General features: G+C 55.5%; 26 protein-coding genes and 1 other annotated feature. Of the genes, 2 read left to right on the top strand and 24 right to left on the bottom strand.

Annotated elements, in window-relative coordinates:
* The 6 genes from PEH01S_RS30380 to PEH01S_RS30355 form a co-directional block, all read right to left on the bottom strand.
* A partial coding sequence (locus PEH01S_RS30380) for a LysM peptidoglycan-binding domain-containing protein (protein ID WP_127489898.1) occupies positions 1-637 on the bottom strand: 637 nt, incomplete at its 3' end.
* 372 nt (positions 638-1,009) lie between these two features.
* A complete protein-coding gene (pheA, locus tag PEH01S_RS30375; protein ID WP_127489896.1) occupies positions 1,010-1,894 on the bottom strand; it encodes a prephenate dehydratase in 885 nt (294 codons plus the stop codon).
* On the bottom strand, positions 1,891-2,871 hold the full coding sequence (thrB, locus tag PEH01S_RS30370) for a homoserine kinase (RefSeq protein ID WP_025849613.1): 981 nt from the start codon (positions 2,869-2,871) through the stop codon (positions 1,891-1,893). Before thrB ends, pheA begins: the two co-directional genes overlap by 4 nt.
* A gap of 16 nt (positions 2,872-2,887) precedes the next feature.
* On the bottom strand, positions 2,888-3,949 hold the full coding sequence (thrC, locus tag PEH01S_RS30365) for a threonine synthase (RefSeq protein WP_025849614.1): 1,062 nt from the start codon (positions 3,947-3,949) through the stop codon (positions 2,888-2,890).
* Between the two features lie 5 nt (positions 3,950-3,954).
* The gene (locus PEH01S_RS30360; RefSeq protein WP_025849615.1) at positions 3,955-5,241 is read right to left on the bottom strand and encodes a homoserine dehydrogenase; all 1,287 of its coding nucleotides are present in this window, start codon (positions 5,239-5,241) and stop codon (positions 3,955-3,957) included.
* A gap of 54 nt (positions 5,242-5,295) precedes the next feature.
* Complete coding sequence (locus PEH01S_RS30355) at positions 5,296-5,769, bottom strand: ACT domain-containing protein (protein ID WP_025849616.1); 474 nt, start codon at positions 5,767-5,769, stop codon at positions 5,296-5,298.
* Between the two features lie 149 nt (positions 5,770-5,918).
* Here PEH01S_RS30355 and PEH01S_RS30350 point away from each other — a divergent pair, with 149 nt between their 5' ends.
* Positions 5,919-6,422: an NUDIX domain-containing protein gene (locus PEH01S_RS30350; RefSeq protein ID WP_025849617.1), complete on the top strand. Its 504-nt coding sequence runs from the start codon at positions 5,919-5,921 to the stop codon at positions 6,420-6,422.
* A gap of 86 nt (positions 6,423-6,508) precedes the next feature.
* Here PEH01S_RS30350 and PEH01S_RS30345 read toward each other — a convergent pair whose 3' ends face one another.
* The 18 genes from PEH01S_RS30345 to PEH01S_RS30260 form a co-directional block, all read right to left on the bottom strand.
* Positions 6,509-7,570, bottom strand: a complete 1,062-nt coding sequence (locus PEH01S_RS30345; RefSeq protein ID WP_025849618.1) for an anthranilate phosphoribosyltransferase — start codon at positions 7,568-7,570, stop codon at positions 6,509-6,511.
* Between the two features lie 357 nt (positions 7,571-7,927).
* Positions 7,928-9,229 (bottom strand): GTPase ObgE, encoded by a 1,302-nt coding sequence (gene obgE / locus PEH01S_RS30340; protein ID WP_025849619.1) that lies wholly within the window; start codon positions 9,227-9,229, stop codon positions 7,928-7,930.
* A 21-nt stretch (positions 9,230-9,250) separates the two neighbouring features.
* Positions 9,251-9,886 (bottom strand): Spo0B domain-containing protein, encoded by a 636-nt coding sequence (locus PEH01S_RS30335; protein WP_025849620.1) that lies wholly within the window; start codon positions 9,884-9,886, stop codon positions 9,251-9,253.
* A gap of 164 nt (positions 9,887-10,050) precedes the next feature.
* On the bottom strand, positions 10,051-10,362 hold the full coding sequence (gene rpmA / locus PEH01S_RS30330) for a 50S ribosomal protein L27 (RefSeq protein WP_025849621.1): 312 nt from the start codon (positions 10,360-10,362) through the stop codon (positions 10,051-10,053).
* 14 nt (positions 10,363-10,376) lie between these two features.
* Positions 10,377-10,715, bottom strand: coding sequence for a ribosomal-processing cysteine protease Prp (locus PEH01S_RS30325; RefSeq protein ID WP_025849622.1), 339 nt, complete (start codon positions 10,713-10,715; stop codon positions 10,377-10,379).
* A gap of 6 nt (positions 10,716-10,721) precedes the next feature.
* A complete protein-coding gene (rplU, locus tag PEH01S_RS30320) occupies positions 10,722-11,033 on the bottom strand; it encodes a 50S ribosomal protein L21 (RefSeq protein ID WP_010498637.1) in 312 nt (103 codons plus the stop codon).
* 11 nt (positions 11,034-11,044) lie between these two features.
* Positions 11,045-11,132 (bottom strand) — a sequence feature (ribosomal protein L21 leader region).
* Between the two features lie 52 nt (positions 11,133-11,184).
* A complete protein-coding gene (locus tag PEH01S_RS30315; protein ID WP_174807187.1) occupies positions 11,185-12,426 on the bottom strand; it encodes an Rne/Rng family ribonuclease in 1,242 nt (413 codons plus the stop codon).
* Positions 12,427-12,462: 36 nt separating this feature from the next.
* Complete coding sequence (locus tag PEH01S_RS30310; RefSeq protein ID WP_025849624.1) at positions 12,463-13,374, bottom strand: site-2 protease family protein; 912 nt, start codon at positions 13,372-13,374, stop codon at positions 12,463-12,465.
* A complete protein-coding gene (locus tag PEH01S_RS30305) occupies positions 13,367-14,338 on the bottom strand; it encodes a peptidoglycan DD-metalloendopeptidase family protein (RefSeq protein WP_127489894.1) in 972 nt (323 codons plus the stop codon). The genes PEH01S_RS30310 and PEH01S_RS30305 overlap by 8 nt, the downstream gene beginning before the upstream one ends.
* Positions 14,339-14,523: 185 nt before the next feature.
* The gene (locus tag PEH01S_RS30300; protein ID WP_025849626.1) at positions 14,524-15,678 is read right to left on the bottom strand and encodes an FtsW/RodA/SpoVE family cell cycle protein; all 1,155 of its coding nucleotides are present in this window, start codon (positions 15,676-15,678) and stop codon (positions 14,524-14,526) included.
* Positions 15,679-15,685: 7 nt separating this feature from the next.
* A complete protein-coding gene (minD, locus tag PEH01S_RS30295; protein ID WP_025849627.1) occupies positions 15,686-16,483 on the bottom strand; it encodes a septum site-determining protein MinD in 798 nt (265 codons plus the stop codon).
* Between the two features lie 19 nt (positions 16,484-16,502).
* Positions 16,503-17,168, bottom strand: coding sequence for a septum site-determining protein MinC (minC, locus tag PEH01S_RS30290; RefSeq protein WP_025849628.1), 666 nt, complete (start codon positions 17,166-17,168; stop codon positions 16,503-16,505).
* A gap of 72 nt (positions 17,169-17,240) precedes the next feature.
* Positions 17,241-17,768 carry a rod shape-determining protein MreD gene (mreD, locus tag PEH01S_RS30285; protein ID WP_025849629.1) on the bottom strand — a complete coding sequence of 176 codons (528 nt, stop codon included), beginning with the start codon at positions 17,766-17,768 and terminating at the stop codon, positions 17,241-17,243.
* Between the two features lie 5 nt (positions 17,769-17,773).
* Positions 17,774-18,628 carry a rod shape-determining protein MreC gene (gene mreC / locus PEH01S_RS30280; RefSeq protein ID WP_025849630.1) on the bottom strand — a complete coding sequence of 285 codons (855 nt, stop codon included), beginning with the start codon at positions 18,626-18,628 and terminating at the stop codon, positions 17,774-17,776.
* 29 nt (positions 18,629-18,657) lie between these two features.
* Positions 18,658-19,692 carry a rod shape-determining protein gene (locus PEH01S_RS30275; protein WP_025849631.1) on the bottom strand — a complete coding sequence of 345 codons (1,035 nt, stop codon included), beginning with the start codon at positions 19,690-19,692 and terminating at the stop codon, positions 18,658-18,660.
* Between the two features lie 165 nt (positions 19,693-19,857).
* Positions 19,858-20,547 (bottom strand): RadC family protein, encoded by a 690-nt coding sequence (gene radC, locus PEH01S_RS30270; RefSeq protein WP_025849632.1) that lies wholly within the window; start codon positions 20,545-20,547, stop codon positions 19,858-19,860.
* A 285-nt stretch (positions 20,548-20,832) separates the two neighbouring features.
* Entirely contained in the window at positions 20,833-21,543 is a 711-nt protein-coding gene (locus PEH01S_RS30265) for a Maf family protein (RefSeq protein ID WP_127489892.1), read from the bottom strand.
* Positions 21,544-21,604: 61 nt separating this feature from the next.
* Positions 21,605-21,847, bottom strand: a complete 243-nt coding sequence (locus tag PEH01S_RS30260) for a DUF4321 domain-containing protein (RefSeq protein WP_025849634.1) — start codon at positions 21,845-21,847, stop codon at positions 21,605-21,607.
* A gap of 299 nt (positions 21,848-22,146) precedes the next feature.
* Between PEH01S_RS30260 and PEH01S_RS30255 the strand changes: the two genes are divergently transcribed.
* Positions 22,147-23,067, top strand: a 921-nt coding sequence (locus PEH01S_RS30255; protein ID WP_127489890.1) for an N-acetylmuramoyl-L-alanine amidase, incomplete at its 3' end; no start/stop codon positions are given.

Here is a 23,067-nt window from a genome sequence, read left to right as displayed (position 1 = left end):
AAAAGGGCTCCACATTTGGTTGCGGAATATTCGGCTGAATCGAAAATGGCTCCACATTTGGCTGCGGGATATTCGGCTGTACCGACAATGGCGTCACGTTTGGCTGTGGAATATTTGACAGCGGCATGACGTGCGGTATACCCAAATTCGGGAGCGGCCCCACATGCGGCGTCTCCATCTCCGGCTGCGAACCCACATTAGGCATACCTACGTTCGGCGCGAGCGGAAGCTCCGAGATCGGAGACGCTTCAACAGGCAGCGGAGCTTGCGGAGCGGCGGGCGGGTAAGGATTCGGATTCGAGCCCGGCTTCGGAATGTAGACGACATCGCCGGTCATCAATACATTTGGATTTTTAAGCTGCGGGTTTGCCGCGATCATGTCCGCGAGCGGAACTCCCCACGCTTTGCCCAACTTCCATAGCGAGTCCCCCTGAACTACGACGTGCTTATACAAATAATCCGTTGGCGGGGGGGCTACCGGCTTCGGCGCATGGGGGATTTTCACCTTCTGCCCGACATCGATGACGTTCGGATCGGTGATTTGCGGGTTGGCCGCGATCAGCTTGTCGAGCTCGACGCCGTACTTTTGGGAAAGCCCGTAGAGCGACTCGCCTTTCTTGACGATATGAATCTTCACTGCATAAACCTCCTTCAAGTTGTGCGGAAGTCGTATTGACTTTTTCCGGCCCGGGACCGGCTCCATGAAGCCCGCTGGCGCTCCGGAACAAAATGACATTACAGTTTATGCAGCAAAGTAGGCATTTGACCATCCGAAACGAAAAAAATGGTACGAAACCGCCGCTTCCCTCTACATGCACGGTAGAGCGTAATCCCCGGCGTCTAGGCAAAACCCCAAAAAAAGAAACCCGCCGCAGCGGATTCCCTTAAATCTATCGGTTTATAGAAAAATATTGTCGGTTGTCGTCCTACGGCAGCTAATCGTTTACGAAATTTCGGCGGGAGCGTCGAATGTTTGCGTTCATCCGGCAGACGACTTATGCCAATCGGGCTAGACCTTTGCCGTTTGAGTTCCGTAAGCAAACGTAGGGTAGCAGCCCATGAGCCGGACTTGACAGCCGATAGCCTCGATTTCTTGCAGAGCTGCGGGAAGCAGCACGGAATCCATCGAAGCCTCGATGTCGATATAAAAAAAATAGCTTCCCAGCTTTTTCTTCGTCGGTCGGGACTCGATTTTGGACAAGTTGATGCGCCTCCAGGCAAACGCCGAAAGCACCTGATGCAGCGCGCCTGGAAAATCCTCCGGCAGCGTGACCAGGATGGTCGTTTTCCGGTCGGCCGTCTCTTTAAGCGGCGGCTTCTCGTGGCCGATCAGCACGAAACGCGTAAAATTGTTTTGATGGTCCTGCACGCCCGCCGCCAGCGTTTCCAGCCCGTACAATGCTCCTGCACCGAGCGGCGCAAGCGCAGCGGCGGCAGGGTCTCCGAGCTCTCTGACCATGCGCGCCGCCTCGCCGTTACTGCCCACAGGCTCCAGTTCGACATTGGGCAAATGCGTACGCAGAAACTGCTGGCACTGCGCCAAAGTCACCCCGTGAGAATATATTTTGCGGATCGCTCCGCAAGCCTCCTCCAGTTCGTCCGCACCGCCCGGTCCTCCGGGCAAACGCAGCAGATTAATCGAAATAGGATAAATCCATTCCGCCTGAATCGGCAGGTCGACATTGTGCACGAGCCAGTCCATATGCAGGCTGACAGAGCCTTCGAACGTATTCTCGATCGGAATCACGCTGTAATCGGTCACACCGTTCACCGTCGATTCGAACACATCCGCAATCAATTTGTAATTTACGTATTCAAAAGCGTCCCGACCAAGATAATGATGTGCGGATTCTTCGGTGTACGTTCCAGGTCCGAGGAGCGATATTCGCTTCATGCCCGGTTCTCTCCCTTTATCATTTCAAATAATGTACGTCCGCTGTCCGCAGAGGTCAAGCGGTGCGCCTGAACCCCGGCTCTGTCGGGACTCAGCCACATCGTAGAGGCCTCGATCCCCTCTTCCTTCAACGTTCCCCGCATGAACGCCTCAAGCTCCGCCTTCCGGGAGCTGCGGCGGTCGACGAGCGCCAGCATCGTCGGACCCGCGCCGCTAAGCGCGACGCCGAGCGCGCCATGGTCCGTCGCTTCGGCGAGGATCTTGGCGAGCCCGGGCACGAGCGGAGCCCGGTAAGGCTGATGCAGCGCGTCCTTCATCGCGCGCGCGATCATATCGAGCCGCCCGGTGCACAGGGCGGCTACCAGCACCGACGAATGGCCGACGTTGAAGACGGCGTTCTCGAGGCTCTGCTCGCGCGGCAGCACCCCGCGAGCTTTGTCCGTCGACAGCTGGAAGTGCGGGATCGCCACCAGCACTTCCAACTGTTCATGCGGCTCGATGCGGATATGCTCCGCCCGCTTGCCGTCCCAGAAGGCGACGACGATGCCGCCGAACAGCGAGGCCCCGACATTGTCGGGGTGCTGCTCCAGCTCCGTCGCCATTTGAAACAAGTCGTCGTCGGTAAACGGACGATCGATCAGCGCGTTAGCCGCAGCCAGCGCGCCGACAATCGCCGAAGCGCTGCTGCCCAGGCCGCGCGTCAACGGAATGTCGCTGTACATCGCAATGTACAGCTCCGGATGACGGACACCCGCCCGTTCGAACACCATTTGGGCTACTTTGTAAATGAGATTGCTTTTATCCGCAGGCACGCCGTTCATCTGATCGCCAAAAAGCTCGATCTGCGTTGTCTCGGCAAGACCCATTTCAATCCAAGCATACAAATTCAATGCCATTCCCAGCGTATCGAAGCCGGGGCCGAGGTTGGCCGTGCTGGCCGGCACCTTGACGCGCACTCTCCTGCTGCTGTTTTCCATAGTGACCGCGACGCCCCTAACCTTCGAGCTTGCGGATCGCTTCCATGACCGCTTCTTCGGAGTCTTGCACGACCATCGGTTCCGCGCTGACGCTCTTGATGGCGATGTTCGGATCTTTGAGACCGTGTCCCGTCAGCACGCACACAACGGATTGGCCCTTCTCGAAGTAGCCTTCGTTCTTCAGCTTCATGACGCCGGCGATCGAAGCCGCCGAAGCCGGCTCGGCAAAGATCCCTTCGCGCGCGGCAATCGTCTTGTAGGCCTGCAAGATCTGCTCGTCCGTCACGAAATTGATTTGACCGCCGGAATCTTTGGCCGCCGCTTCCGCACCCTTCCAAGTGGCCGGGTTGCCGATGCGGATCGCCGTCGCGATCGTTTCCGGGTTCGGGATCGGTTCGCCGCGCACGATGGCCGCTGCCCCCTCTGCTTCGAAGCCGATCATTTTCGGCAGCGATTTCGATTTGCCGTTCTCATAGTACTCCTTGAACCCTTTCCAATAAGCGGTAATGTTGCCCGCGTTGCCGACCGGAATCGCGAGATAGTCCGGTGCTTTGCCAAGCTGGTCGCACACCTCGAACGCCGCCGTCTTCTGGCCCTCAATCCGGAACGGATTGACGGAGTTCACCAGCGTGATCGGATGCTTGGCCGTAATTTCGCGTACGATCTCAAGCGCACGGTCGAAGTTTCCTTCGATCGCAATGACCTTGGCGCCGTAAATAATTGCCTGAGCCAGCTTGCCGAGCGCGATATTGTTGTTCGGGATCAGCACGATGCAGTTCAGCCCGCCGCGCGCGGCATAAGCGGCCGCCGCTGCCGACGTATTCCCTGTCGAGGCGCACATAATCGTGCGGCTACCCTCTTCCATCGCCTTGGCAACGGCCATAACCATCCCGCGGTCTTTGAACGAGCCGGTCGGGTTCAAGCCCTCATATTTGAAATAAATGTCGAGGTCGAGCTCGTTCGACAAATTCTCCGCGCGGACGAGCGGCGTGTTGCCTTCCTGCAGGGTGAGCAGCGGCGTGTTGTCGTTCACCGGCAAGTATTGTTTATAGGTCTGCAGCAGTCCCATGTATCTCATTTCGATTAGCCCTCCACTCGGTATACGCTTTTGATCGCATGAACGACGTCCATAGCTTCGAATTGTTTGAGCACCTTGTTCATCGCCGCCTTGTTGGCGTCGTGGGTAACGATGATAATTTCGGCAAGCGGATTCGTCGCATTCGGGTGCTGCAGAACCGACTCCAGACTAACCCCGTGCTCGGCGAACACCTGCGTGATTTGGGCAAGCACGCCCGCTTTGTCGGCGACGTGCAGCAGGATGAAGTTTTTGGAAGCGATCTGCTCGTCGGTTTTCAGCTTCTTCTCTTTGTACGGGATGAACCCGCGACGGCCGTTCACGCCAAGATTCAGGTTGCGGACGACAGCGACAAGGTCGGCCACAACCGACGTTGCCGTCGGCATCTCGCCCGCGCCGGGGCCGTAAAACATCGTCTCGCCCACCGCTTCTCCGTACACGTAGACGGCGTTGAACACTCCGTTGACGGACGCCAGCGGGTGCGACGTCTTCACCATCGTCGGTTGAACGCTGATGCTGATATGCTCGTCCTGGCGCTCGGCGATGCCGAGCAGCTTGACTTCATAACCCAAACGTTTGCCGTACGCAATATCCTCTTTCGTTACGCCGGAGATCCCCTTCACTTCCACGTCGGCTAGCGCGACATTCGCGTGAAAGCCAAGCGTGCCGAGAATCGTCATTTTCCGCGCCGCATCGAAGCCTTCGACATCGGAGGTCGGGTCGGCTTCGGCATAGCCGAGCTCCTGTGCTTCCTTCAGCACATCGGCGTAAGCTGCGCCTTCCTGGCTCATTTTCGTCAAAATATAATTCGTCGTACCGTTGACGATACCCATAATCTTGGTGATCCGGTCCGAAGAAAAGCCTTCGATCAACGTGCGGATGATCGGGATGCCGCCGGCTACGCTTGCTTCGTAGAAGACGTCGCAGCCTTTCTCGGCGGCCTTCGCCAATATTTCCGGACCGTGCAGCGCCATCAGGTCCTTGTTGGCCGTCACGATGTGCTTGCCGCGCTCCAGCGCACCGAGCATCAGCTGCTTCGTCAGCTCGATGCCGCCCATGACTTCGACGATCACGTCGATCTCCGGGTTCTCGATGACATCCCAGGGATTTTCCGTCAGCATATCCGGCGAAACGCTGATATTGCGGGCCTTGTTTTTATCCTGCACCAAAATTTTAACGATCTCGATCGGCGAGCCCGATTGGCTCATCAGATCGTGCTGATGTCCTTCCACGATGCGAACGACCCCGGTACCGACCGTACCGAGACCGAGTAATCCAACTTTGACCGGTTTCATAGGGTTCCTCCTGATTGTAGTAGTGCATAAAGTAGATAGTCCCAAAAATTGGTTCTAGCCTTGCCCCACCAAAGCGGCCCGGCTTACTCCTTCCTGGCTGCGCAGCTTATCGAGCAGCGAGGCCACGTTCTCGCCCATCATGGACGTTTCCACCGAGATGACAACGTTGGCTACGCCCTGCAGCGGGATCGTCTGGTGGATCGTCAGCACGTTGCCCTCAAGCCCTGCAATCATGGCGAGAACCCGGGACAAAATCGCCGGCCGATGCTCCAGATCCATCGAGATCGTCACGATCCGCTCCCGTTCGAGCTTGCTGAGCGGGAAAATCCCGTCCTTATACTTGTAAAAAGCGCTTCGGCTCAGCTCTACCTGCTCCACCGCTTCATGAATGGTTTTCACCTCTCCGCGGGCCAGCAGCTCTTTGGCCTGCACCGTCTTAATCAGCGCCTCGGGCAGTATATCTTCACGCACCAAAAAGTAGCGCTCCGTCCCGATCCGGCTATCCTGAACGGCTTGTTTTTCCGGCACTGTAACAGTCCTCTCTACAAAGACGATTGTTTTTACCTAGTGGACATTATAGCGCAAAGCGAAGACTTCCCGCAATAGGCTTTTTTCGATATTTTATGATAAAGTGGTATTCATTACATCCGCGTAAAGCATAAAGGAGAGGACGAAGCTTGATACGAGCCCGTTTGATGGCTACGGCTATCTTATTTCACGGAAACGATATGCTTATGATGAAGCGCTCGCCTAACCGGACGCTGTCCCCCGGCTTGTGGGCGTCCGTTGGCGGACATCTGGAGCCGCACGAAATCGGCGATCCGGCGGCTGCAGTCCTTCGGGAAATTCACGAGGAAACCGGACTGCTGGCGGAGCATATCGCGAATCTGCGGCTGCAGTACATCTTGATACGCCTTAACCAGCAGGAGGTACGCCAGCAGTTTATCTACACGGCCGAAGCTTTGAAAAGGGACGTCGGCTCTACCGACGAGGGAGAGCTGCATTGGATTCCGCGCCATCAGGTGCTCCACCGCGACATCCCGTTTATTTTCCGCAAGCTGCTGGAGCATTATTTTACCGAAGGGCCGAATCCCCACGTGTGGGTTGGAACGGCGGGCTACGACGAAGCCGGTAATTCTGCCGTGCATTGGACGCAGCTCATCGACCCGCAGCAGGTTTGATCTTCTTCCCGCGTCAAAAGCAAAGAGGGCGCCCTTATTGAGCGCCCTCCCTAACATCACTTTTCAGCTTTTGCAGCCCGCTCCCATTAACCGCTCATTTTCTTCCGTGACAGCTTTCCGCTCCGGCCGATGCCGCTGAGCTCCCGCCATTTAACCAGCAGCTTAAACGCTTCTTTGCGCTGCAATAAGGAACGGGCGAGCTGGAAGCCTTCCTCGTACGAGCCGACCTTGTCAAACCAATACAATCGCAGCCCGGCATTAAACACGACATGCTCCCGCTCGTTGCGCAATTCCGGCGCTTCTTCCCCTTGCACGATGCGCTCCAGCAGCTCCAGCTGGCGTTCTTTGCCGCATTTCTCCAAGGGGGCACCGTGAAAGCCGAACGTCCCGGGATCGATCGTGCTGGCCTCGTCGCCCCATGGCGTAACCTTGCGGATCGAGCTGTTTTTGTGAAGCGGCAAATCTTCCGTGCCTTCCATCCCTTGGATAAGGTAAGCCGTTTCCACTCCGGATTTCGGCAGCAGCTTCAGCAGCCGCTCCATCGCCGTCTTATGACGAACCCCAAGGACGATATTTTGCGAGTGAACCGGATTCATGGCCTGCTCGACCGTATCGAGCAACGTTCTCAAGCCCATTTGCTCCCGAACGGGGCGTAAGCGGCCGAACGGCGGACACATGAGCTCCGTCCAGATAAAACCGATGCCGAGCTGCAAAAATGCCGTTTCCCATTCTCTCGCCCCAAGCACGACTTGAATCCCGAGCCCTTCCAGAAGCGATTTCAGCGATTGCCCCGTTCGCGGGGAAAACGATTCGCTGCCATGCAGTACTTGGGGAAAGCCGACGGATGCCAGCAGCAGACAGACCGGAATCGTCACCGGAAAGCACGACCGTCCGTCATGCGGACCGGCACAGTTAAGCGAGTGAGAGAACGAGCGATAGGGCAGGGAATATTTGCGGAAAACATCGATGAAGCCCGTCATTTCCTCTTCCGATTCCCCTCTCATCCGCATCGCCATCAGAAATGCGGCCGTCTGCGCATCCGTCGAGTCTCCGCGCGCAATGGCGTGTGCGGCTGCCACCGCTTCGTCATAGCTCAAGTGCCGGGTCCCGGGTTTCCGGGTCCCTACCGCTTTGATCCACTCCTTCAAAACGGAATCACCTCCGGAAAATATTGACCCTTCGCATGTGAAAGGTAAAGGTAGAGCACGAGAGAGCGAGGTATATACGGATACGAAGGCCTGTCTAAGGCTCCGTATCCTCCATCAAATATTAATGTTAATTATAATAACATGAATTGATCATTCAACCAAATATACAAGCGATTTTCACAAGGCCAAACGTCAAATAAATGTAATGTTTTATCACATATATTTACTATACAATTCAAATCCAAAAAGTTCAATAGCCTTTTTCTTATCGTTCCATTTGTATATGCACCAAACTAATCAATAAAAAAGCATCAACCTCACATGTTTATCACACGTGAGATTGATGCTTTCGATTGTCTATTCCTGTTCTACGAACTCAAATTCGAAATCCCCGATGCGAATCGTCTGCCCGTCCTTCGCCCCACGCTCGCGCAGCGCTTGATCGACACCCTTCTTCCGCAAAATGCGCGCAAACCGCATCACCGATTCATGGGTGCTGAAGTTCGTCCGCTTGATGAGCTTCTCAATGCTCGGGCTGTCGACAACGAAGACTTCGTTTTCCCGACGAATCGTGAAGTCCTCGCCTTCCTCGGCCTCCAAACGGTACACCTTACGCTCCGACAATTCAACCAGTTCGTCCACCATCGGCATTTCCGGAATGGCCTCCAGCTTGTCGGCGACCTTGTACAACAGCTCCTGCACACCGGTCCGGGACAGGGCGGAAATCGGATAAATATCTACTTCTTTGCCGATTTCGGCAAGCTTGCGCTTAAATTCGGCAAGCTGCTCCTCCGCACCGGGCATATCCATCTTATTGGCAGCGACGATCTGCGGCCGCTCTTCCAGCTTCGCGTTATAAAGCTTCAGCTCGTCGTTGATTTTGACCCAGTCTTCGAACGGATCGCGCCCTTCGGTCGCCGCCATGTCCACCACGTGGACAATGATCCGCGTCCGTTCGACGTGCCGCAAAAACTCGTGACCCAATCCTATTCCTTCGTGGGCCCCTTCGATCAAACCGGGCAAATCCGCCATGACGAAGCTGCGTCCGTCGCCTACCTCGACCACTCCCAGATTCGGAGTCAACGTCGTAAAGTGATACGCCCCGATCTTCGGCTTGGCGCCCGATACGACAGACAATAGCGTCGATTTCCCTACGCTCGGAAAACCGACCAGACCGACGTCCGCCATAACCTTCAGTTCAAGCACAACCCAGCGTTCGACGCCTTCTTCCCCGTTCTCGGCTATTTCCGGAGCCGGGTTATTGGGTGTCGCAAACCGGGTGTTGCCGCGGCCTCCCCGGCCGCCTTTGGCCACGATCACTTCCTGACCGTGACGCGTCAAATCGGCAATGATCTCCTGGGTATCGTCGTCGATGACAACCGTTCCTGGCGGAACCCGCACGACCATATCATCCGCATTCGCTCCGTGCTGGCTTTTATTTCGACCTTTTTCACCGCGCTGCGCTTTAAAGTGCTTTTGGTACCGAAAATCCACCAGCGTGCGCAATCCTTCGTCCACACGGAAAATGACATCGCCGCCATCCCCGCCGTCGCCTCCGGCCGGTCCTCCCTCGGGAACGTACTTCTCCCGCCGGAAAGCAACCAAACCGTCGCCTCCGTCACCGCCTTTAACATAAATCTTCGCCTTGTCTACAAACATCAAGTTCACCCTCTTTATGTATCAATGCCGGTAGGACCACCATAACGTCCACACAGCCGTATGTTCGCCGTAATACGTTTCCAAGCTTTCGTTCGTTTCCTGAAGCGCTCTTTCTTTACGCTGCAGCCGCTGTGCCGCATATTTCCCTTCGTAACAGGCCGTCAGCTTCAAACGGTCTTTCGTCCGGACCAGCCGTAATTCAAGAACATTCTCTTCGTCTTTGGAATCGCCGGCTTCTTCCCTGAAACAAGCGAGCATCGCCATAACGGCATCCGCCGCTTCCTGCGGTTCCATAAGCTCCTGCAGATGAATTTCTTCTTCCAGCGCTATTTCAAGGCGCAGTTCTTTGACCTCTGCCTGAAATGTTAGCAGATACACGATCAAGGAAGGTATCCCAAGCTTGGAGACATAGCTCTCCTGCCTGACCTTCTCTTTTATTTTCTCCATTAACGGAAGCAATTTATCATACTTTTTCAACTGCACGTAGCCCATCAAAATTTGGATATCGTTCATCCAGTCATGCCGGTAATGATTGAATAACCGAAGCAAACGAAGGTCCGAATCCGGCCCATCGAGCAAGGCCCCCAGCGCCGTCATCGGCTTCGCCGCATCGTAAAATTGTACATCGTTAGTACGACCTTGTGCGTTCGACGTCACGCTTACCCTCTCCGTTCCGGTTCGTCCTTTATCCTATCAGTATAGCACGCCGTGCGGCAAAATTCACGGTGTCCCTCCATGAACTTACAAAATATTCCGGGTCCAACTAAGAAAAAACCCCGGCGAGCATCGTTCGCCAGGGGTTTGGACGTTGATGATGGAAATTAAACTTCCACTGCTGCGGCTACCGGAGCAGCCGACACAGGGTAGACGCTCACTTTCTTACGATCGCGGCCTAAACGTTCGAATTTCACAACGCCTTCAATCTTAGCAAAAAGCGTATCGTCCGAGCCGATTCCCACGTTGTTGCCCGGGTGAATTTTCGTTCCGCGTTGACGAACGAGGATGCTTCCTGCCGTCACTTTTTGACCGTCGGCACGCTTAACGCCAAGGCGCTTCGCAATACTGTCACGACCGTTCTTTGTGGAACCTACACCCTTTTTGGATGCAAACAACTGAAGATTCAATTGCAACATGTCTGTCTACCTCCTTACTCGATTGATGATGTATCTTGCATCGCTATATATGCACCATACGATTGTTCAATAGATTTCAGCATGACAACCATGCTTTCCAGCAGCAGCTGTACTTTTTCGTCGATGTCCGCCTCGAGCTCCGCCGGAATCTTGACTTGAAGCAGTCCGTGCTTCATGCGCGTTCCAAGCTGAATTCCCGTCAGCGTTTCGACGGCGTTTACCGTTCCTACGGTAACGGCAGAGACGCCGGCACAAACAATGTCCTTGCCCGGTTCGTCGTATTGCGCATGTCCGTCAACGGTAAAACGTTCAATCCGCCTGCCCGGCCCCCGTGTTATCGCGACCCGAATCATGGCTTCTTACGCTTGGATCTTTTCGATCACAACTTTAGTGTAAGGTTGACGATGGCCTTGCTTGCGGCGATAGTTTTTCTTCGCTTTGTATTTGTAAACGATGATTTTCTCGCCTTTGCCATGCTTTTCAACTTTACCCGATACGGAAGCGCCGGAAACAACCGGAGCGCCTACCACCAAACCGTTAGCGCCGGATACGGCCAATACGCGGTCAAACGTCACCGCTTCGCCTTCGCCTGCTTCGAGTTTTTCGATGTAAAGAACATCGCCCTCTTGGACTTTGTACTGTTTACCACCAGTTTCAATAATTGCGTACATTGTTGCACCTCCTCATGTCTCAGACTCGCCTAAAGCCAGGTGGTTGTCCGAACCGGACAAACGCTTGAAACAACCCGCTTCGTGCGGTTACAGCATGCTATAGCAACATACTGAAATATAATATCACAAAGCCTAAACAAAAAGCAAGACTTTAATTGCTGCTTTCGACAAATCCGCTGCCTCCGCAGGTCGGACACGATTTCAGAGCCGCCGCCTCTTTGCTGTCCCGCACTTTTTTGCGCGTCAGCTCCACAAGCCCGAGCTTAGTCCATCCGACGACGACCGTCTTCGTCCGGTCCTTCTTCGTTTCCCGTATCAGCTCTTCGAGCACCTGCTGGCGGGAGCTTTCCGTTTCCATATCGATGAAGTCGATGATGATCAGTCCCCCGATATCGCGCAGCCGTAGAAGTCTCGCAATCTCTCTGGCCGCTTCGAGGTTCGTGTCGAACACCGTCTGCTCCAGATCGATCGAGCCCGTATACTTGCCCGTATTAACGTCAAAGACGGTCAGTGCCTCCGTCCGGTCAACGATCAAATATCCGCCGTTGTCCAGCCATACCTTGCGCCTAAGTCCTTGCTCGAGCTGTTTCTCCACCCCATATTCCGCAATCGGGTCGGTATGGGGACGAAGCTTGACCCGATCGGCGAGCCCCTCCGAACGAGGGGAGGCGATAAGTCCGCGCACCTCCTGCAGCAACTGCTCGGAGCCTACAATCAGCTCCTGTACATCGTCACGGACCAAATCGCGCAGCAAACGCGGGAGCATTTCCAGATCGCTGTAAATTTTGCGCGGCACGTCTCCGTCCGATCGGGATATTTTCTCCAGCTGCTGCCAGCGGATACGAAGCTCCTCGAGATTGGCCGCCAGCGCCTCCTCGGGCTCTCCCAGGGCTGCCGTACGCACGATGAAGCCTTCTCCGGGCCGCAGATGACGCTCCGCCATCCGTTTCAACCGCTCGCGGTCGGCGGCGCTGTCGATTTTGCGGGATACGCCGATGTAATCGGCGAATGGCATGTAGACGCCGAAGCGGCCCGGAAGCGAGAAATGCGTCGTAACGCGAGCTCCCTTGGTGCCGACAGGCTCCTTGACGACCTGGACCATAATTTGCTGTCCCACTTTGACCAAATCATGGATGGGCGGCTTTTCCTTAGGCTGCTTATCCATATGGGCCGGCAGCAGGTCGTCAATATATAGAAACCCGTTGCGCTCCAGCCCGATATCGACAAAAGCCGACTGCATTCCCTGCAGCACCCGCACTACGCGCCCGATATATATATTTCCGGCCAATTGCCCCTGATTCCGCTCGCCCTTGTAATATTCCATGAGCTTGCCGTTCTCCTGAACGGCTACCTCGGTATGCTCTTCGTCGCATTTCACCAATATACGTTTCATGTGCAGCAACACCTCGGCCCTATTGTACCACATTCTTTAGGCGAAAAGCTCGGCAAGCGACTTTCCTCTTTTTGTTTTGTCAAAGTAATGAGCGAGCACCGCGCGCTCGGGTACGACATAGCGAATGCGCCCTTTGTCGTCCAGCACATAAAGCAAATGATACCGGTCGCGCATGAACAACCGTACCACCTCGGTCACTCTGCGGTTCCCCGGCACCACAATCGGTCCGGCCAGCGCTCCTTTCCCCTCTCTTATGTCCTTGAACCGCGCTTCGCGATGCACCAGAAAACGCATGAAGCGGTAAGGCACGCTTCGCCATTCGTACCAATTGGAGTAAAGCAAAAACAGTCCGATCATCAGCCAATTGAGCTGAATGCCGCCTTTTTCCGAGAACAGGTGCACACCGGCGGCGCCGATCAACAGTGCGCTTAACAGCAGACTGGCTCCGGCTGTCACCTGTATCGTTCGTTGATAAGGAAGCCACCACCCAACCAGGACCTGCATCACCTTGCCTCCGTCCAGCGGCAGCACCGGAAGGAGATTGAACAAGGCGATCAGCAGGTTCGCCTGTACGAAATAGGAGCCCCAAGGCTCGGAGAACAGACCGACCGCAGTCAAAAACGAGCCGACCGCCATCATCCAGACGTTCTGCAGGGGTCCGGCCAGAGCGACGACAAGGTCCTGAACGGCAGGAACGCCGCCGGGGTCCTCCAGCGAAGCGACGCCTCCGAAGGGCAGCAGCTGCACTTCCCGGATCCGCCAGCCGAAGCTCCGGGCAGCCGCGACGTGTCCCAGCTCGTGAATGAGTACGATTCCGAACAGCGTTGCCGTTTCGATAAAATATCCCGTCCATACGGATAGCAGAAGCAGAATCGAAAACAGCGGATGAAAGCGGTAGCGGATGCCAAACCATTCGTTCCACGGCCTGCCTCTCCCGGGTTTAATCAAATGAAATCACGTCCATCGGATTGACAGGTTTACCGTTCTTCGACACGGCAAAAAAGAGCGTTCCCGCTCCCTGCCCCCCTGCGGGTTCCGCTATCGTGCCAATCGACTCTCCTCCTTTGAACCAATCGCCTGGCTGCACCTTTCCCGGCTCCAAATGCCCGTACACGGACTCCATGCCCTCCGCATGCCGAAGCACCACGGTAAAGCCGATATCTTCTTTCGGGCCGGCGAACGTGACCAGTCCCGTATCTATGGTCGCCACGGGCGAGCCAGCCGCCGCTTCCACAAGAACCCCGCCCTGCACCGGTGTAAACGGAGCAATGAGCTTACCGGCGACGGGCGGAAAGTAGTGCTTCGAGACAACAGCAACCTTCTGCGCTTCCGTATGCTTCGCAGGGTTCATCGCCGGGAGAAACGAAGGGGCGCTGCCGAACTTGCTCTCGTACCACGAGGCAAGCGCCACCGTATCGAACGGCTCGGTTAAAGCGGCGGTTACCCACTGCTTGCCCTTATTCGCCCAAGGACGGTCCAGCAGAAACATGCCCCATACGGCAGCGAACAGCATCCCGCTGATCAGCAGCCGGACTGCAAGCCGCCCGGCGCGGGGGCCACCCGGACGAAAAAACGTTCCTCCGTCGTCCTCCCGGCTCATGCGGGACAGTTCCCGCTGCCATTTGCGGTTCCATTCCTCCTCCGGATCGGCGGGATCGTATAAGTCCGGCCTCGTCGGCCCCTCCTGCCGCGAATAAGGTCCGGGCAAGCCGCGCGGGTCGTCGGATCGAAACCTCCATTCGCTACCCGTGCCCAAGCTATCCCGGTCCCACTCCCATTCGCGAATCTCTCCTCCGGACGGAAATTCGAAGTGCGCATATTCCGTGTCTCTGCCTGGCCGGCGGCCTCCGCCTTCCTGCAGCTTGCGTATTTTTTCGGACCGGCGTTCCCGGACGTTTTTTCTCGTTTCCATCCCCCTGCCCCTCCCGCATTCAAGCTCGTATATTCCATCCTATGAGCTTGTACCTGCAAATATACGGACAAGGAGAAGGAGCAACGAATGGATTCGGTTCCGCTCAAAACCTAACCAGGCTAGATGCAAAAAAGCACCCTTCACCAGGGTGCTTCACTTCGCTTCATATGGCTGTTAACCTTCGTTCATTCATCCTCAAGCAGCTTGTCATCGTGCAGCCGCACGCTCATAACGAGCCCCATCGCAATCATGTTGATCAGCAGCGAGGTTCCCCCATAGCTGATGAATGGCAGTGTTATGCCGGTTACAGGCATAATACCGATCCACATGCTGATGTTTTCGAAAATTTGGAAAACCATCATGGAGACGATACCGATAATAATATAGGTCCCGGCGAGGTGGTTGCAGTAAATCGAGATGAGAATCATGCGGTAAATCAATACAAAATACAACAGCAGCAAAACGGAGGCCCCGACAAAACCGAACTCTTCGCCGACAACGACGAATATCGCATCCGTGTAAACGACGGGAATCCGGTTGCTATGAACGGACGATCCGTTCAAATAGCCTTCCCCGATCAACGAGCCCGAGCCGATCGCGCGGATGGCATTGTCCACCTGCCATTTGTCGTCCTTGCTGGCCGTTTCCGGACTAATAAACGTATTGATGCGGTCCATCCAGTGGGTCGGCCATTTTTTGGCCTGGAAAAACTGCTGAATATCCGTATGATAATGCTGAAATAAATATAAAAACAAATAGGCGGCCCCGGCAATGACCAGTGCCCCAATAAGCAAATAGCTTAGCCTCATGTTGCCAATCCAATACATGCCGCACAAGATGACAACCAGAATCATCGCATTGCCAAGGTCAGGCTGAACCGCGACCAGGACAACGGGGATGAACGTAATCAAGCCGACGGGAACAACATCCTGAAGCAGCTCAAGCGGCTCCCCTTTGCGCCTGGCAATGAACATGGCCAAAGTTAGAATCAAAATGATTTTGAATAATTCCACGGGCTGAAAGTCAAGCTTGACGAGCGGAAGGGAAAACCAGCCTCTCGCCCCGCCGATCTTTTCGCCGAACAATAGAACGGCAATGAGAAGAAGCACGCCGAATCCGTATAAATAAAAGGATACTTTGGTCAGTATCCGGTAATCGATCAAGGTGGTGACCAAAAAGGCAATAATGGATACGATGTAAATGACGATTATTTTTTTCGGTTCAAACGTAATTGTTTTTGAGTTTAGCGTCGCGCTGTACACGAGCATCGTGCTGATGACCATGAAGGCGAGAAGTATGACTACGATGGGCACATCGATTTTTTTCAGCTTGTGCAGCACCTGACGTTCATCCTATTCCGAGAAACTTTTTCATTTTATTGAACACCCCGGTTTTCTCTTCCATGGGCATCAACGGCACCGAATCGCCAAGCATCCGTCGGGCGATATTGCGGTAAGCGATCGCTGCTCGCGAATTCGGATTCATCACGGTTGGCTCGCCGATATTCGCCGCTTTAATGACATACTCGTCATCCGGAACGATGCCAAGCAGATCGATGGCAAGGACAGAGCAAATCTCGTCGATGTCGAGCATCTCGCCTTTTTTGACCATGTTCGGACGAATGCGGTTGATCACGAGCTTCGGCGACTCGACGTTCGGCTCTTTTTCCAAAAGGCCGATGATGCGGTCGGCATCCCGTACGGCGGCGTTTTCCGGCGTCGTCACGACAATCGCCTTGTCCGCGCCCGCTACCGCATTCTTAAAGCCCTGCTCGATTCCGGCCGGACAATCGATAATCACAAAGTCGAAATCGCGCTTGAGCTCAACCACAATTTGCCGAACCGCTTCCGGCGAAATCGCGTGCTTGTCTTTCGTCTGGGCAGCCGGCAGCATGTACAGCTCGTCGAAGCGCTTATCCTTCACGAGCGCTTGCGGCAGTCGGCACCGTCCTTCGGCGACATCAATCAAGTCGTAAATAATGCGGTTTTCAAGGCCCATCACGACGTCCAAGTTGCGGAGACCGATGTCCGTATCAACCATGACGACCTTTTTTCCCTGCAGCGCCAAAGCCGTTCCGATATTCGCGGACGTCGTCGTTTTGCCGACGCCCCCTTTGCCGGACGTGATAACGATTGCCTCTCCCATAGGTCCCACTCCTTTACCATCAAGCGTGTACATTCAAGCCGAACTTGTGCAAATGATGGATTTTGTCGATTTCCATTTTGCCGTCCTTTACGTAAGCGAATTCCATGTACGTATCGAAAGCGTCGCCAAGACCCCATTCGTCAGGAGGACGGCTGATAATTCCTGCGATGCGAAGCTGCGTCGGCCTCATATGCGAAGCGGCGATAATGGACCTTTCGTCTCCGTCGACCCCCGCATGCGCCATGCCGCGAAGCGAGCCCATCACATATATGCTGCCCGAGCTGATGATAGCTCCGCCCGGGTTAATGTCCCCTAAATATAAAATGTCGCCCTCGTGCGAAAACGTCTGGCCCGAGCGGACGATTCCCCGAACGATTCTCACTTCCGGAGTCCCCTGCGGCGCTCGCTCGTGCGAAGGATCTGCCGTCTCTACGGATTGGACAAGCAGGTTGCCCTTTTGACTGATGATGCTGCGCACCAGCTCCCGCTGCTCGTCGGTCACCGCCCGGTTGCCGAGCTTGACGTGCACATGAATGATCGGGCCGGTTAAAATTTGCTGATGCGTCTTCTCCAGCTTGTGTCTCAGCTCGGCGACCACGTCGGAAAACTCGCACGCGTCGTCAAGCAAAAACACCAATCCATCCTTCACACCTTTGATGGTCACATGATGTTTAGCTGCCGCCATAACCGCTCCTACCTCCTAAGCCTATACAATTCGGCTTGGCGCGGGCGTTCTCCTGCTGCCTTGCGTTAAAAATTATTCCATTTCCTCCGACTGCTTCACCGGAAGACTCTCGAAAAGCTTGCGGATCGGCACGTAAATCGCAAGCGCAAACAACAGGTTGATGAGCATGCTCGGCAGCATCTGATGAAGGAATACCCACTCAAGGTTCGTATGTGTGACACGAAACAGCCGGAACAAGCCGTAGATCGCCGTATCGTAAAACAAATTGCCGAGCCCGATCACTACCATGCTGATCACGATGCTCGAATAAATGCGTCCTTGCAGCATGCCGGCCAAATAGCCTGCAAGCCCCATCCCGAACGATACCGGGCCGAGCATAGGCGAATGATAGATGAAGTCGTGCAGCATACCGAAAACGAGGCCGTACACAAGCGCCGTATGCCGGTTGATATAAAGTCCGATAAATAAAACGATAACAAGTACGAAATGCGGGTCCACCTGAACCTTCGATTGCCAGGCGACGGGAACGAGCCACGGGAGAAGCGTTCCTTCCAGCAGAAACAACACGGAGAGCATCAGCCACAGCTTTTTATGACTCATGCGGCTCACCTCAATTCCGGCACTTCGATGACGAATACTTCGCGAAGATGGTTGAAGGAAGCAAACGGTTCGATGGCGGCGACATGGGTGACGGCTTCGCCCTCATACCGTTCCACCACTTTGCCGATTTCAATGCCGCGCGGGAAAACAAGTCCCGCTCCATGCGTAATAATCGTGTCGCCTACCTGAAGCTTATCGTTGGGTTCGATTTTCGTCATGATCAGCTTCTGTTTGTCGGGATCGAAATGCTCGATCATACCGAACGATTCGTTTTCTTTCCCTTTCACGGTAACAGTTATCGCTTTGGAATTAGAAGCGGCTTTGTCATCAATACCCGTCAAAAGCTGAACATCGGAATAAAAATTGGAAACCGCAACAACACGGCCGAGCAAGCCTTCGACCGATTGAACGGCCATGTTCGGGCGGATGCCGTCTTTTTCTCCTAAGTTAATCGTAATCGTTTTGTTCGCTTGCTGGAACGTCACCACTTCCGCAATCCGGAAGTTATATTTGTTCATCGACTTTTGCCGCTCCGTGAAGCCGAGCGCTGCCTGCAGCCGTTCATTCTGCAGCTCCAAGTCGTTCAGCCGCGTCGTATCGCGGGCGTATCGGGACAACGTTTCCCGCAGTACCGTATTTTCTTCATGCAGCGTACGCAGCCGGTTCACTTCTTCGAACACGCCGGCAATAAAACCGACCGGCTTATAAATCAGTCCTTGCGTCCATGAAATCGTATCCTTCATAAATTTCTCCGGCCAAGTTTTATACCCCAGTTGACCGAAGGTCAGCCCCATCAGCGCAATAAAACAGATGAGGCCGAGCATCAAGATCAGCAGTCTTTTATTCCCCAGTAGTTTCAATGGCTACACCTTCCAACCCGATACTGCGCTTAGCGCCTGGACCTGCTTGTAGGGCCGGTTCTCGTTTTGAACAAATGAATGTTCTCCAGCGCGCGTCCGGTGCCGATCGCCACGCAATCCAAAGGATTCTCGGCGACCAGCACCGGCATGCCGGTTTCGCGGGACAGCAGCTTATCCAGATTGCGGAGCAAGCCCCCGCCGCCGGTCAGGACAATGCCGCGGTCCATAATGTCGGCCGCCAGCTCCGGCGGGCATTTCTCAAGCGTCACCTTGACGGCCTCCACGATACTGTTTACCGTGTCACCAAGCGCTTCGGTAATTTCGTCGGACGTCACGGCCATCGTTTTAGGCAGGCCGGACACGAGATCGCGGCCGCGGATTTCAAGACGGGTCGCCGGCTCCAACGGCAGTGCCGAACCGATCTCCATCTTGATCTGTTCCGCCGTGCGCTCGCCGATCATCAAATTGTATGTGCGTTTAATATATTGGATGATCGCTTCATCCATCTCGTCCCCGGCCACGCGGATCGAGCGGCTGGTAACGATGCCGCCAAGAGAAATAACGGCGACCTCGGTCGTCCCTCCTCCGATATCCACCACCATGCTGCCGGTCGGCTCCCATACTGGAAGATCGGCGCCGATGGCCGCGGCGAACGGCTCTTCGATCGTGTAGGCATCGCGGGCGCCGGCTTGGCGCGTCGCATCTTCTACCGCACGCTTCTCCACTGCGGTAATTCCCGAGGGGACGCACACCATGACGCTCGGGTGGCGTTGGAACAAAACGCGCTGCTTCTGCGCTTGACGGAGGAAATATTTGATCATCGTCGACGTGGTCTCGAAATCGGCAATGACGCCGTCTTTCATCGGGCGAATCGCGCGGATATTGCCCGGCGTTCTGCCGATCATCTTCTTCGCGTCGTTGCCTACGGCCTCGATCGTTTTCGTATCCGTGCGAATCGCGACGACGGACGGCTCGCGCACGACGATGCCTTTGCCTTTGACGTAAACTAATGTATTTGCGGTTCCCAGGTCGATACCCAGATCTTTTGTGAATCCTCCGAACATGGTTGGTGCTCCCTTCTCTATTTGAGGCGCTGATCACGCGGAATGGTTTGTTTGATGCGGCTTACGAGGAGCTGCCGCATTGCTGCGGCAGCGCATTTGCGGCCTGACGGCCGGGGTTCGTCCAATCCCGAATCTCCTGCCGACCGGCCCGTTTCTTTCATTATATTACATGAATCCAAGCTCCTTCAAACTTACGTAGCGCTTGTCGCCGATGACGATATGATCCAGCACGTCAATCCCGACAATTTCGCCCGCTTGGACTAATCGCTTGGTAATTTCCACGTCCTCCGGACTCGGCGTAGGATCGCCGCTCGGATGATTGTGGGCGCATACGATCGAAGCGCTGCTGCGCTTGATGGCGGCCCGGAACACTTCGCGGGGATGCACGATGGAGGCGTTTAAGCTGCCCATCGATAAGGTTTCCTGCCCGATGACGTGATTTTTCGTATTTAAGAACAGGCACACAAAATGCTCTTTCTGCAAATAGCGCAAATCCTCCATCAGCAGCGCAGCGACGTCCTGCGGCGAGCGAATCGTAACCGTTTCGTTCATCGTGCTTCGCGCCAGCCTTCTCCCGAGCTCGATGCCCGCTTGAATCTGCAGCGCTTTGGCTTCGCCGATGCCTTTAATTTCGGTAAGCTGCTCCATGCTCATGTCCGTCAGCATACGGAGACCTCCGCATTCGAGAAGCAGTCGCTGGGCAACGTGAACGGCCGATTCCTGGTATGTACCGGTGCGGAGCAAAATGGCCAGCAGTTCCGCATTGCTCAATGCTTGTGCCCCATACAACATCATGCGCTCTCTCGGTCGGTCTTCGCTGGGGACATCGCGCAGGGTCATATTGGGCGATTCCATGCTTCCCCTTCTTTCTTTGAGATGTCCGATTTCTCATTATAGCATGATGTTTTGTCAAATGACAGCGACCGGTAAAATGCGACGACTACAGCGCTGATGCGCGCAAGACAAGCGCTAAAACCTATATATCACTTCGGAAGCCGAAGTCGATTTCAGTCCCTGAACCCGTTGGAAATTGATGGTCGGAACGGAAGCGAGAGGGACGCGAAAAGCGCCGGATGAAGGGCGCCTTTCCTGGAGACATTTTGCGATTTGCCCGTGGATTCGGCCGGAAGGCGTCCGGCTCTATGGCACCCGGATCCCGTGAGCCGTCAACATCTCGGACAACAGGTACATAGGCAAACCGACCACGGTAAAATAATCGCCGTCGATCTTTTGAATCAGGGTGGAGCCCAAGCCTTGGATGCCATAAGCCCCCGCTTTATCCATCGGCTCCCCCGTCCGGATGTAATTCCGAATTTGCTCGTCCGTGAGCGGCTTCATGCCGACTTTGGTCACGCTGTGCCCGACGGTCATGCGGCAGCTTCCCGTAAGACGATCGGCGGACTTTGCATAAACAGCCCCCGGGAGCCGCGTAACCGAAGCTTCCGTGCTGGCGGCTTCGCCGTTGGGGGCGCTATCCGCTGTCAGCTCGATGCAGGCTAACCCGCTGTATACTTCGTGTTCCGTGCCCTGAAGCGCGCGAAGCATCCGGAAAGCGTCCTCTGCGTCCTGCGGCTTGCCGAGCACTTCGCCCTGCCATACGACGATGGTGTCCGATCCGATAACGACTCCGTCCTCCGGCGCGGAATCGTCCGCTTTCAAACGCGCGAGCACTGCCAGCGCCTTACGCCTGGACAGCTCTTCAACGATTTGCGAAGGCGTCAGGCCGGCGTCCGTCGTTTCGTCCGCATCGCTCGCCTGGACGACGAAAGGCAATTGCAGGAAGCGGATCAGCTCCTGACGGCGCGGGGAAGATGAAGCCAGAATCAAGGTTTTGGTTGTCGTGAGCGTCATAAACCGGTCCCTCGTTTCGAAAGTTTGTATAATGGGGCTTTGCCCCAAGTCGCTTTTTGCCCTAAAGCTTGCGGTACAGCCAAAAGCCGGCCGCCAGCCCGACGATGCTGATCAGATTCAGCCGAATCTGCAGATTCAAATCGTACCGGATGACCAACAGATCGGCTTTGGGCTGCCAGGTCAGCTCTACGGATTTGGTCAAAAAGGACAAGCCCGCATACGGCGACAGCAGTTGGCCGATGAGCGTTCCGGCGACGAGCCCGAGCAGCAGCATGAGGATGAACGTGAGCGTATTCTTTTTCAAAATATAGGATACCTCTTTCGTAAAAAATGCAATCGGCCGCTTCGAAATGCCACACGTCATTATACCATAACTCGCGAAGGAACAAGCGGACTTTTAAGAAGAAAAGCTTCATGCCGAAGCCTTTTCGAGGAAGAACCATTCGTATCTTTCGAGGAAGCTTTTCTTGCGGGGAGAAAGTTTACATGCGCTTTCGCGCTTGAACAAAGGACTTCTTCGCGCGAAGGAATATTTTACCGCTTACCGGATGCAAGAAGTACCCGTACAATAGAAACCGGATCAAGGAAGGAGTGGACCGGAAGATGCGAAAACCATGGATGCGGGCCGCTTTGCTCGCGTTCGCCCTTCTGGTGCTGCCGGGGCATGTCTCGGCTGCGAAAATTGTCGTCGACGCAGGACATGGGGGCTCCGATCCCGGGGCCATCGGGGTGAATGGCCTGAAAGAGAAAACGGTGAATCTGGACATTGCCCGCCGGCTGCGGGACCTGCTTGTCCGGCGGGGCTACGAGGTGGTCATGTCCCGGGATACCGACGATTATCTTTCGCTCAAGGGACGCGTAGACTTCACCAATGGACAGCAGGCCGATCTGTTCGTCTCCGTTCATGCGAATTCGTATTTTAACGCGAACACGCGCGGGGCCATGGTGCTTTATTATGACGACGCCTACCCTCAGAGCAGCTACCCCGCCAGCGAAGAGATGAAGGCGCTCACACCGGAAAGCCGCAAGCTGGCGCAGCAGGTGCTGGACGCCTTCGTGCAAACGACGGGGCTGGACAACAAAGGGCTCGTTCCCAGTGCGGTATATGTCGTGCGGATGGGAACAGTTCCGAGCATTCTCGTAGAGACGGCGTTCCTCTCGAACGCAGCGGATGCGGAGCTGCTGGCCAGCGAGTCGATGCGCCAGACGATGGCGCTTGGTATTGCCCGAGGCATTGAATCGTACATATCGCCGCAAAACAGCGTGTTCCCCGATCTTCGGGGACACTGGGCCCGGGACGCCGTCCTGCGGCTGAAAGCGCAGGGCGTGGTCGAAGGCACCGGCGGGCGGTTCGAGCCCGGCCGGATGCTGACGAGAGCGGAGTGGGCGACGCTGCTCGGCCGGGTGTTCGATCTGCCGGCGGCGAAGCCGGCAGGGAGCGCCTGCGCCGGTGACGGCACGGTCACCGGCGGGGTTTACGGCGACCGCAGCGGGAGCTGCGAAGCCGCCGGGGCCGGCGCAGGC

The organism is Paenibacillus ehimensis NBRC 15659 (genome assembly GCF_004000785.1).
GTDB lineage: Bacteria > Bacillota > Bacilli > Paenibacillales > NBRC-103111 > Paenibacillus_G > Paenibacillus_G ehimensis.
The sequence above is the reverse complement of the archived record's forward strand: the minus strand, read 5'-3'. Positions and strand labels throughout refer to the sequence as shown.